Origin of the sequence: Scytonema sp. PCC 10023 (genome assembly GCF_963920835.1) — a bacterium.
GTDB lineage: Bacteria > Cyanobacteriota > Cyanobacteriia > Cyanobacteriales > Nostocaceae > Kalymmatonema.
Window position 1 is genome coordinate 22,258 of record NZ_CAWUDP010000056.1, and the last position, 12,303, is coordinate 34,560.

Here is a 12,303-nt window from a genome sequence, read left to right on the forward strand (position 1 = left end):
TAACCTTAAATGCAATCACTACAGAGAGCTTAATACAAGATTAAGACCCTGTTGACTAAGTTACGTTTTTGGTGTTGTCATAGAAATTTACTTTTATTTTCGTGTATGAATAGGCTTAGTTGCTTATACCAAAGGGAAGTGAAAAACAAAGCAAGTCAACTTTTAGTCTCTTTTCTTGTAGCAATACTTCTTTGGTGGGGGTTCCTACCAGGAATTGCTCTAGCGAAGACTCAGACACCATCTGCTGAAAGTTCGATTCAGCCCTATTTGAATCGCGTGATAAAGCAGTTGACAGAATTCCGTCTTGACAATGGTTTGAAGTTCATTGTCTTGGAAAGACATCAAGCGCCCGTAGTTTCTTTTCTGACTTATGCTGATGTTGGAGGCGTGGATGAGCCAGATGGGCAAACAGGTGTGGCACACTTTTTAGAGCATTTGGCTTTTAAAGGAACCACAAAAATCGGTACATCTAATTACCAGGTAGAAAAACCATTACTTGAGCGTTTGGATCAATTGGCAGAACAAATAACAGCAGCAAAAGCGGCTAATAAAAAAGATGAAGTTGCTAAGTTAGAAGCTCAGTTCAAGCAAATAGAAGCACAAGCTGCTAAACTTGCCAAGCAAAACGAATTAGGACGAATTGTCGAACAGGCGGGAGGCGTAGGTTTAAATGCCAATACCTCTACGGAAGCGACTCGTTATTTTTACAGCTTTCCTTCCAATAAGTTAGAACTGTGGATGTCGTTGGAATCGGAAAGATTTCTAGATCCCGTATTTCGGGAGTTTTATAAGGAGAAAGATGTCATTTTAGAAGAGCGACGTCTGCGGGTGGAAAACTCTCCTATCGGGATCATGATAGAAAAGTTTATCGGTACCGCTTTTCAAGCCCATCCCTATAAACGTCCCGTGATTGGCTACGACCAAGATATCCGCAATTTGACACGCGAAGATGTGCAGAAGTTTTTTGACAGCTACTATGCACCCAGTAATTTAACAATTGCCGTTGTTGGTGATGTCAACCCCACTGAAGTTAAGAGACTGGCACAAATTTACTTTGGGCGTTTCAAGGCAAAACAAAAAGCTGTTGCTCAAATCCCCTCAGAACCAAAACAAACACAAACGCGGGAAGTGACTGTGGAGTTCCCTTCTCAACCTTGGTATCTTGAAGGTTATCACCGTCCGGCAATAACTGATCCAGATCAAGCAGTTTATGAAATTATTGCTAGCTTGCTCAGTAATGGGCGTACGTCGCGATTGTATAAGTCTTTAGTCGAACAGCAGCGGTTGGCGCTAGCAGCACAGGGTTTCAGTGGATTCCCAGGTGATAAGTATCCCAATTTGATGTTGTTTTATACTCTCACAGCACCGGGTCACACGGTTGATGAGGTGGCGGTAGCTTTGCGTAAGGAAATTGAGAGGTTGAAAACTGAGCCAGTTTCTGCTACCGAGTTGGAGCGAGTGAAAACGCAAGCTCGAGCAGGTTTGTTGCGAATACTCGATTCCAATATGGGAATGGCGCAGCAGTTGTTGGAGTATGAGGTAAAAACTGGCTCTTGGCGGAATTTGTTCAAGCAGTTGGATGAAATTGTTGCCGTCACGCCTGCTGATATTCAACGAGTGGCGACGGCAACGTTTACAGCGGAAAATCGTACAGTTGGTAAGCTGTTGTCGAAGCAGAAATAGGAATTGAACTGTCAAGACACCTTAGACGCAAGAGCTACGTGCTGGAGGCTAGAGCACCAACAAGGAGGAGAAAAGAGATATGAAGAGGTTTAGGGGTAGAAGGGACAAGGTAAAAGTGAGAAGGTTTTTTTACTCGTTGTTGGTTTGTTTTGCGTTGGTTCCCTTGCTATGCTTTGGAGTGTTGAACACATCTTGGGCGGCGACGGCGGCAAAACATTACACGGAGTTACAGCTGCCGCCACTACCTCAGGTGAAGTTACCGAAGTATGAGCGGTATGTGTTGAACAACGGCATGGTTGTGTATTTGATGGAGGATCACGAGCTACCGTTGGTGGGTGGTTCGGTGATGGTACGTACGGGCGATCGCTTTGAACCAGGAGATAAGGTTGGTTTGGCTCAGTTGACGGGTGTCGTCATGCGTTCTGGAGGAACTCAGAAGCATACGCCAGATCAACTCAATGAAATTTTGGAGCAACGGGCGGCTTTAGTAGAAACTGGTATTGGCGAAAGTGCTGGTAGTGCTTCTTTTGAAGCACTCACTGAAGATTTGGAAACGGTGTTTGGGTTGTTTGCTGAGGTGCTGCGGGAGCCAGTGTTTGCTCCAGAAAAGCTGGATTTGGCAAAAACGCAGCTGCGAGGTGGGATCGCCCGTCGCAATGACGATCCTGATGATATTGCGAATCGGGAATTTCAGAAATTAATTTATGGCAAAGATAGCCCTTATGCCCGCACGGAAGAGTATGCAACGCTGGATAAAATTTCCCGTGAGGATTTGGTGAAGTTTAAAGAGCAGTATTTTTATCCCAATAATATGATATTGGGAATTGTCGGGGATTTTGACTCGAAAAAAATGCGATCGCTCATTCAAGCGAAGTTAGCTGACTGGAAACCAAATCCGCAACTGCTTAAACCTCAGTTACCCAAAGTGTCGCAAAATAAACAAGGCGGTGTCTTTGTTGTTAATCAACCGCAACTGACACAGAGTAGTGTTTTGATTGGGCATTTGGGGGGACAATTCAATAGCCCTGATTATCCAGCACTAGATGTGTTGAATGGGGTGTTAAATGGATTCGGTGGACGCTTGTTTAATGAAGTGCGATCGCGTCAAGGTTTAGCTTACTCCGTGTCTGGTTCCTGGAGTCCCCGCCATGACTACCCTGGTTTGTTCATTGCTGGGGGACAAACGCGCTCTGATGCTACAGTGCAGTTTGTCAAAGCTGTACAGGCAGAAATCAAGCGCATCCAAGCTCAAAGGGTAACGCCTCAGGAGTTAGCTTTTGCTAAAGAGTCTACTCTCAACTCGTTTGTTTTCAATTTTGCAGATCCCGCGCAAACATTGTCTCGCTTAATGCGGTACGAATATTACGGCTATCCGTCCGATTTCCTGTTTCGCTATCAGCGTGCTGTGCGAGCAACCACAGCGGCTGATGTGCAGCGGGTAGCGCGGAAATACCTCAAGCCAGAAAATTTGGTGACTTTGGTAGTCGGGAATCAAAACGCGATGAAACCACCACTGACGCAGCTAGCAACACAAGTGACGGTATTAGATGTGACGATTCCTGGTTCACCAAGCCAGGCGAAGAATTAATATGCGTTCCCTGGCGTTGAGCCAGGGAACGCTAACCTTAACCTTGAGAATTTTTAAATATGTTCATTAAATATGTTCATAAGTTCCTAGCGTAACGCTCGTAGTTGCCGCTACATTTTTCCGAGACTTAACCGGACAACCTTGGCAAAAAAGGCGGGTAAATCTTTCAACAAGTACGAATAATTGAGAATAACCCCCTTTTTTGCCCCCACCACAGATATCTGTGGGTGCTTCAAGAGTACTTGTGGGGGAAGGTTGTCCGGTTTTGTCATGGTTTCACCCAACCCTGTCTTCGCTTATGATCCGTTGTCAGGCTGAGCCTACGAAAGATTGCAAGACTAAAATGCAACTCAGCTGCTGAATCACCCCTTAAATAAAAGATAAAAGGGCAAGATGAGCGTTTGAGCCAATTTTAAGACAACAAGATATCATACCGTATTTATATTAAGTAAATCTAGTAAAACTGCGTAAATTTGCAATTTCATCATTAAAGTCTCGTACAAGTTTAAATTTTGACTATAGCTTCCATAGAATCAGTAAAAAACAGGTCAAAAGAGCTTTAGTATTGATACTGAAGTAATAACTTACCCGTAAAAGAGTTATTGAAATATTACTGATGCGGTAATTGCGGGTTTTTGTTTGTCACAAGGTTTCAAAGTATCCTCTGTTACTGGAAGAATTTTCTTTCGATACTGCAAAACTAGCTCGGAAGATATTCAGGCTGCGTGATGCTTACTGTTATTATTTATACTCATCTAAGCAGTTAGGTGAGTGAATCGGTTGAAAACCTAACGAGTATAGAAAAAGATTTGTTATGAAGCAATATCAGGCATTTACCAAGCGCTTCTTACTATTGCTTACTCCGTGGATAGCTAGTTCTGTGTTAGCAGCCTCACCTAGTCAAGCTGCTACCTTAGCACTATCTGAAGGGGTAGTAGAATTTACAAGATTTAGTCAAAGCCCTTCAACGGTTGACACTAACGTTGACACCAACACCGTTATTAACAATGACTTAGTGAATGCTTTGGCTAACGCAGAAGCAACTTTTATACTTGCTCCACCAACAGCATTCAATTCATCTTTTAACATAGCCCTGGGTAAAGGTACAAATTATTTAGGACAAGCAGAAAGTGAGGCTACAGTTATCGGTAACTTCGATGTAGATGCAGGTACACCTTTTTCTTTTGACTTCACAGCTGGTTTAAACGTGGCAACATCAATAGACAATCCACCACCGATAGGTGTAAGGGAAGATGCAACAGCAAGTGGAGATATATCTTTCGTTTTACTCGACACCGCTAATGACAGCGTCTTAGACTTCTTTAGCCTTGTGGGAAATGTAACCAGCGAAGACGATAGCGATTTTATCGGATTTCAAAAAAGCGAAAATGTTACATTAAGCAATCCAATCAAAACGTCTGATTTTAAAGGAAATGAAGAATCAGCTACAGCTTTCGTTCAGGGTTCTCTGCAACGCTCTTTTGCTAAGAAAACAAATTTAACTTTAATAGAAGTGAAGAGAAATAACGCTATAGTTACAGCTAGAACTCCTGAACCTTCAAGCATCCTAGCTTTACTATCCTGTTGTGGTGTAATTGGTGTAGTGTTGAAAAGTAGACGCAAAGAAACGGTTTTAGGCTGCTCGTTGAAAAGATAAGATAGCCGTTGGGGTTTGAAAACAACTTAATAGCTAATTGTTAACACTAACCAGACACCATATTTCATGGAGTCTGGTTAGTTTATTTATTTTGAGCTACTTAGCACTGGAAGTAGAGCTAGATGTTGAGCGAGCGCTACAACTATTGCCAGAAGAAATGTTGACTGAGACGGTTTGATGAATCTCACTTTGGCTATCGTCAGATGCTGTGGCTATGCTTTTTGCCTCTGCAACAATCTTACCATCAGGTGAGACTATCCGTTTAATTACAACTTGATAGCGAGCCATGATTGTGGAACCTATAGTTGTTTACAAATAGTTAAATCGCTGAAAGTTAAAAAACTTTCAGCGATTTTTGTTAGCTTTTGAGGAATTTTTTATAAAGCTTTCAACTCATTATGGCCAATATGAGCGAACTTTATAAATCATCAACGTCCTCAAAAATCGTCTTTATTAGGTTACAGTCAACTGAAACTAGTTAGTAGCAGAGATGGAGGTACCATCAGCCTTAGAGTAGTTATGATCAGTTTCAGTGAAGGTGAAAATTTGAGCTATGGTATCATCACCGAATGCATCAGCCTTGCTTTCTGCGATAGCAGAATTACCCTTGACATCAACCTTAGCCTTGAATTTCTTCAAGATATCGACGTCTTCTTTGATGTCGATGTTTTTGTCGATGTTAACATCAACCTGGAAGTCATTCTTTCTATAGTTGTATCCACCTACAACATCAGCACCTTCAACAACTTCGAGATGATTCAGATCAGAAATAATCATGGGTTTTTCCTGGGAATTGGTAGATTGTTTTTCGGAATTCGTGTAAGCAACTTTGTTTTTTGCTTACATTATTAATATAGCAGATTGAATCAAAAATGCAACATCAAATCTCGGTTTAATTAATTAGTATTCTTGATATTTAATAGGAATAATTCAAAGAGTTTACTTATCATTTAAAGTCAAAAATATTTAATACATTAAGATGAGAAAACTAGGCAAGAAAAGCAATTTTTTCTTGTCTATTTTAAGTAAAATATAAAGTTACTAAGTTAAACAATTTTCTTTAAAAAAGAAATAAGAAAATTCATATGTTTAGAGAATAAACAACATCTTTTTAAGTGTTTTCAGTCTAATTTATGGATTTAAAGCCTCATTTAAGAAACCACAGATTCTTCTATAAGCCTCCTTACAAAAGAGGATAATAGGTTACAAAAAATAGCTGAATTTGTATTAGTACTTTTGTCGTTAATAACTGATTTAAGCCTGCATCAGCCGTTCCTTCGATGGTTGTAAACTGGTCTCTGAGTCTAGCTGGGTGACAATTTCCATTTTTTCGATTTGTTGCTTTAACCAAGCAGAAAACAAATCTGTAATAATTTTTTGGCGCAACTCCTCATTAAATTCGGGTTGAATGATTTCTTCAACCCAAATGAGATGGACTCCTTTGGGAGTCACAATTGGCTTGAGAATCTGGGGCGGAGTCGCTGCAAATACAGGAGCGGCTATCTCCGGTCGAAAGTCTGTGCGATGTCGGATTCCCTGATATCCACCAGCGCGGCGGCTTTCTGGATTTTGGATGTATTGACGGGCGATTTCTTGGAAACCGATTTCGCCTTCTTGTAGGGCATAAAACAGTTCCAAAGCCAAGTCTTTATCATCCAAAATGACCTCGTAAGTGACAGCTGCAAGGTAATCGAGTTGGTGTTCGTAAAAGAACTGTTCAACTTGATCTGCAAACAGGTGATTGGCTAATTTTTTAGAAAGTACGTTGCTGCGGGCTAATTCTTCAAAATCATCCAGAGAAAGATGATGTTTTTTAAGCCAAGCCCAGGTGTCTTTAGCTTGTACTAGTTTTTTTTCTACCCGCAGCTTATCTCCTTCTTGCTGTAGTTCTTCTTCCGAAACCTTAATGTTTGCTTCCTCAGCAGCCTCAGCAATAATTTGTTGAGTAGCTATAGCTTCGACAACACTAGGAATTTGACAAGAAAGTTTGATGTTGCGAATTATGTCTTCGCAGGAAATGTTCAAACGTTTTAACATGGAACAATTTCTCTCGCTAATGATTAAAGGTCTAAACCGTTTTTTTGCAATTTCTTAAACGGGTCTATGATGAAGTCGATGATGCGCCGCTGGCGGATAATCACCTCAGCAGTTGCAGTCTGTCCAGGAGTTAATGCAATAGGTTTGTCGCCATTCTGGATATACTGCCGATTTAAGGCAATTTCTAACTCAAAAGTTTCTATATTACCTTGAGGTGTTTGACTCACTTTGGAGTCTGGAGAAATCCAATTCACTTTCCCAGGCACAATGCCATACTCCTGGAAAGGATAGGCATCAAACTTGACTTTGACCGGCATTCCCACTTTCAAAAAGCCGCTTTGCTGGTTAGGCATAGTAGCTTTGAGTACTAAGGCAGCATTTTTAGATGCAATTTGGGCAACTCTCTGACCAGGTTGTACGAAAGCTCCTGGCTTGGTTATCGGCAACTCAAAAATCACACCGTCAATCGGCGCTCGCACAACTCTTTGCCCTAACTGAATCTTTAGAGATGTGATTTGGCTTCTGGTCTGGGCAATTTCAGATTGCAGCGATTTGATTTGTGTTTGCAGTTCTTTAAGTTGTTCTTCAGCTTTGAGTTGTGCGAGTTGACCTGTATGAATCAGGCTTTGATAGCTGCGTTGTTCTTCTTGTAAGCGCAGTTCGGCTTGCTGAATCTCAGATTGAGCCTGATGAATGCTCTTTTGGTAATTGCTTTGTTGTTCTTGGAGGCGAGACTGAGCCTGAGAAATATCAGAACGAGCTTGTACCAGGCGTTCGTAATCTTCTTTTGCTGACTGTTGGACTTCCTTGAAGCGGTCTTGTGACATGACACCATCTTCATAAGCCTGTTGATAGCGTGGGATTTTTTCTTGAGAGGCTTGCAAACGAACTTGTGCTAACTTATGGGCTGCCTTGCTTGAGTCAATAGCTTGTTGCATCTGGTCAACTTTCGCTCGTTTTTCCTCTTTTTGTAAGTTATAAACAGCTTTAAGAGCAACCAAATTCTGTCGCACCTGCTCTACTTGAGACTGTTTTGCCAATTGTTGAGCCTGGTTTTGTTGCTGCTGAGTGCGCAAAGCCAGTGTCAATTGATTTTTGAGCAGTTCTAAGTTTTGCTGCCGATTCTGTAGCCCGTCGAGCTTTGTTAGAACTTGGTTGATTTCAGTTCTTAAGATATCTGACTCTAGTTCCAGCAAAATCTGACCTGCTTTTACTGCCTCTCCTTCTTTAACCCTGACAGCAGTGACGCTTCCGCTAGATGAACTATCTAATTTTTGCGTTGCACCTAATGGTTCAATACGCCCTCTGGCGCTCCCTGTCTCATCAACTTTCGAGAGCATCGACCAAGGTAAGACTAGCGCTGCAAAGCCTATTAACAAGTACAGCAAAGAGCGCGTCCAAGCACGTGGTAAGGCATCTAGTAGTTCTTCGGTACCGAAAAACCATTCTTGTGCCTCATCTGCTGCTTCTGTCTGACTCTCTAACTGTGAAGATTCCGCCACTTCCAGTGGATTTATATCATTTGTCTGCTCATCTGGCGCTGATTTGGCAACCGTAGATGATCGATTGCGAGATGTGTATGGCATAGTTTTTTTAAGATGGGTAGATTGCGAGGTAGGGATGTAGGTGAATGATTTTCCTCTTCGTTCCCAACCCCACTGTGTGGGAACCCCTAGTCCCCTTACACGCGATGACCAATGACTCAACCTGCATAAGCAAATTGTTGTTGGTTGAGGTAGTAGTAATGTCCTTTTTTAGCGATTAATTCTTCGTGAGTGCCGCTTTCCACCAAGACTCCTTTGTCTAGAACTAGAATCAAATCAGCATTCCGTACAGTGGAAAGGCGATGGGCAATAATCAGGCTAGTGCGCCCTTTGAGAATTGTTTTCAGGTTCTCCTGAATAATGCGTTCAGATTCCGCATCAAGGCTACTAGTGGCTTCATCGAAAATTAACAATCGAGGATTGCCTAGCAAAGCACGAGCAATGGCTATGCGTTGGCGTTGACCACCAGATAACATACCGCCGCCTTCACCGATTTCGGTTTCGTAACCCATAGGAAATTGCTGAATAAATTCATCTGCCCCAGCCAAATGCGCTGCCTCGATAATCTCTTCCAAAGAGGCTTCTGGATGAGCAATGCCGATGTTTTCCCGAATCGTACCGCCAAACAAGAATGTGCCTTGGTCTACCACACCAATTTGCTGTCGGAGCGACTTCAGGGATATTCCACTTAGATCCTGACCGTCGATTAAGACTTTACCTTCTGTAGGAGGATATAAACCCAAAATTAACTTTGACAAAGTTGTCTTCCCAGAACCGCTGCGCCCTACGACTGCTATTGTTTGTTCGGGCTGTATCTCAAAGCTGAGATTTTCTAAAACATTTGTCTCGCTTTCTGGGTGATAGCGGAATGTGACATCGAGAAAGCGAATTCTCCCTTGAAGTTTACGTACAGGCTTGCGGGGTGACGAGAGCAAGTCTTCTTCTGGTTTTGCTTCTAGGACATCGTTAATGCGTTCCACTGAAATGACGATTTCTTGGAATTGATTCCACACGACCGAGAGCCGCTTGAAAGGAGCGATCGCTCTGCCCAACAACATATTGAAGGCAACTAATTGTCCAATGGTGAGTTCATTGTGAATCACCAACCATGCCCCATACCATAGCAATGCTGTATTCATCACGGTATCGATGATGGCGCTTATAATTTGCAAGTTGTTGCCAATTATCTGACCGGTAAAGGATTTTTTAATTAAATTATTTAGCAGTTCCTCCCAACGCCAGCGTACTGTGTGTTCAATTGCCATTGAGCGGATAGAGCGAATTCCTGTTAGGGATTGAATCAGATAGCTGCTTTGTTCTGCTCCAGCATTGAAAATCTCTTTGGACATACGGCGCAAGATGTTTGTGGAAGCCAGAGTGAGGATAAAAAATGGTGGCACAATCATCAACCCCAGTAATGCCATGCGCCAGTTGTACCAGAACATCAATCCCACATAGATAAACACTGTCAGCAAATCGAGAATGATTGACAGTGTCTCGCCGGTGAGGAAGCGCTGAATTTTCTGGTTTTCTTGGATACGAGAAACGATGTCCCCGACGTAGCGGGACTCGAAGAATGATAAGGGCAAGCGGAAGGTGTGTTTAATAAAACCCACTAATAGTGCAACAGAGACACGGTTAGCAGTGTGAGCCAAAAGATACTGCCGCACCCCATTAACAGCAATGTTGAAAAAGCCAAAAATCATCAACCCTAAACCGACCGCGTTTAATGTGGAGATGCTGCCTTGTACTATCACTTTGTCTAACAGTAACTGGGTAAACAATGGCGTCACCAGCCCAAACACCTGAATCAGCACCGAAGCCAAGAACACTTCCAGCAGTACCCAAAAATGCGGTTTGACTAACTCAAAAAACCTCCAGATGCCTGTAGTTTCTTCCTGGGCTTCTTGAAGTTGGACTGTGGGTTGCAGCAATAAGGCGTATCCAGTCCAGCCTGCTTGAAATTCCTTTAGGGTCAGGGTGCGTTGACCAATGGCGGGATCGCCTACTATCACGTGTTTTTTGGTGATTTCATAGACGACTATGTAATGCTTGCCTTCCCAGTGAGCAATCGCTGGTAGCGGTTGCTCTGCCAATTTGTCAAAGCTGGCTTTGACTGGACGCGAGGCAAAGCCAACGCTTTCAGCGGTGGCGGCTAAGGCACGCAGTGATGCGCCAGAGCGGTTGACGTTACTTAAATCCCGCAGTCGATTGACGCTCAAACGCTTACCCCAGTAGCGTGCAATCATGACTAGACAGGCTGCACCACAGTCAGCAGCGCTTTGTTGTGCAAAGTATGGATAGCTTTTGCTGATCTGTCCCCAGACTTGCCCTACTTTGACCTTCGGGCTGGGAAAGTAGGGACGTGATTTTTTTGGCTTTTGTTTTGACGCCGACTCACGTTGGGGAAAGGGTATAACGTTTCCAGAAGAGGCTATTCGTTCTGGTTTTGACCTAACAGAACGTGGCTTTTGGTCTTCCACGACCAAAGGACGCTGTTGATCTACAACTAATTGAGCTAGCTGTTGCCAGTGCTCCAAGGCTGTTTGCCTATGCGAATCTCGGAGAATATAAACGCTCGTTGGCTTTGTCGCCTGCCAAAGACCCTGTTTTAGGTCTGCATACATCTTGCCTGCTGTGAGACACTGACCATCTGTATGCCACAATTCCCCTTTGTGCAGCAGCCATAGTTTGCCATCTGGTGGTGCGGATATTTCCTCATTTATGTCTAGGCTGTGGGGCTCAAATAGCGATAAGGCTTTGAGTATCCCTGCTACATCCGATGGCTGGCACTCTAATTGCGAGTTTTGTCGATAGATCATCAGCAAATCCCACACCTGTGCGCGTTTCCACAGGTAATCTCGGATACTGGGATATTTCTCCATTAGTGTTTGCAGTATCTCTTGTTTGAGATAGCAAAGCTTGAGGTTTGTCGAAGCTCTAGCGACGTATGGCACAAAGCGTTGTTCTGGAAATAAAGTCGCTTCCCCAAACAATGATTCTGCACCGAGAGTTGTAATTAAGTTCTCCGCACTATCCAACAGTCTGACTTTGCCAGAAATAATGAGATATATTCCGGCTCGACTATCTGTTGAAACCCAGAACTGCTTTGTGGGTGGAGGCTCCACGATTTCTGCCTCTGTAATCCACATCAACAGTTCCTGTTGTGAAATTGTCTCACCCAAAGCTGTGGTGAGTTGCTTATATAGCTGCTGTTGCGCTATCACCAATGACATTACTTTTTCTCCATCCTAAGAATAAGTCTTTGGTCTGAACTCGATGTGATGACCAATGGAAACTAGTCTTCGGTTGGATTACCTATTACCAAGCGTAATGTCTGCTTTTATAAAAGGTGCCACCACTGGCTGCTGATCTTGTCGTGGCTTTTCAAAAGCTTGTTGTTTACTTATTTGGTGTGACATAATTGTTACCAGTTGTGGTCATAAAAACGTGGGCGAATAGGTCCGTCGCAGCTGTGAGCAAAATCCAAGCGCAAAGGATTAACAGCTGCGAAGTTAATAAGTGATGTGCAACTGACCTTGGAAGTATCCCCCCTAGTATTTTGGGAGTCTAGGGGGGCAATTCCTCGGTTGTCGCAGACCCTAAGAGTTATCCCTTAGTATTTTGGGAGTCTAGGGGGTAATTCTTGGGTCACTGGAAATTTTGATTACCTTATACGTAACCAAATACTAGCTGTTATACCATGTTTTTAAATTGATTTTGTAAATGAAGAAAAATTGGTGTTTGGAGTTTTGCTACTAAAAATTTATAGTACTGAATTGACATATGGTAGT

Annotated in this window: 8 protein-coding genes; 3 read left to right on the top strand and 5 right to left on the bottom strand. The window is 42.9% G+C overall.

Features of this window, described 5'->3' with window-relative positions; translation table 11 throughout:
• Positions 1–105: 105 nt before the first annotated feature.
• The 3 genes from ACM0OZ_RS29040 (at position 106) to ACM0OZ_RS29050 (ending at position 4,928) form a co-directional block, all read left to right on the top strand.
• The gene (locus ACM0OZ_RS29040) at positions 106–1,683 is read left to right on the top strand and encodes a M16 family metallopeptidase (protein WP_414586310.1); all 1,578 of its coding nucleotides are present in this window, start codon (positions 106–108) and stop codon (positions 1,681–1,683) included.
• Between the two features lie 79 nt (positions 1,684–1,762).
• Positions 1,763–3,271: a M16 family metallopeptidase gene (locus tag ACM0OZ_RS29045; RefSeq protein ID WP_414586311.1), complete on the top strand. Its 1,509-nt coding sequence runs from the start codon at positions 1,763–1,765 to the stop codon at positions 3,269–3,271.
• Between the two features lie 814 nt (positions 3,272–4,085).
• Positions 4,086–4,928 (top strand): hypothetical protein, encoded by an 843-nt coding sequence (locus ACM0OZ_RS29050; RefSeq protein ID WP_414586312.1) that lies wholly within the window; start codon positions 4,086–4,088, stop codon positions 4,926–4,928.
• Between the two features lie 96 nt (positions 4,929–5,024).
• Here ACM0OZ_RS29050 and ACM0OZ_RS29055 read toward each other — a convergent pair whose 3' ends face one another.
• From ACM0OZ_RS29055 to ACM0OZ_RS29075, 5 genes are all read right to left on the bottom strand, one after another.
• Positions 5,025–5,216: a hypothetical protein gene (locus ACM0OZ_RS29055; RefSeq protein ID WP_414586313.1), complete on the bottom strand. Its 192-nt coding sequence runs from the start codon at positions 5,214–5,216 to the stop codon at positions 5,025–5,027.
• Between the two features lie 186 nt (positions 5,217–5,402).
• Entirely contained in the window at positions 5,403–5,705 is a 303-nt protein-coding gene (locus ACM0OZ_RS29060) for a hypothetical protein (RefSeq protein ID WP_414586314.1), read from the bottom strand.
• A gap of 477 nt (positions 5,706–6,182) precedes the next feature.
• Positions 6,183–6,965, bottom strand: a complete 783-nt coding sequence (locus ACM0OZ_RS29065; RefSeq protein ID WP_414586315.1) for a peptidylprolyl isomerase — start codon at positions 6,963–6,965, stop codon at positions 6,183–6,185.
• 23 nt (positions 6,966–6,988) lie between these two features.
• Positions 6,989–8,551 (bottom strand): HlyD family efflux transporter periplasmic adaptor subunit, encoded by a 1,563-nt coding sequence (locus tag ACM0OZ_RS29070; protein WP_414586316.1) that lies wholly within the window; start codon positions 8,549–8,551, stop codon positions 6,989–6,991.
• 116 nt (positions 8,552–8,667) lie between these two features.
• Positions 8,668–11,745 carry a peptidase domain-containing ABC transporter gene (locus tag ACM0OZ_RS29075; protein WP_414586317.1) on the bottom strand — a complete coding sequence of 1,026 codons (3,078 nt, stop codon included), beginning with the start codon at positions 11,743–11,745 and terminating at the stop codon, positions 8,668–8,670.
• Positions 11,746–12,303 lie beyond the last annotated feature (558 nt).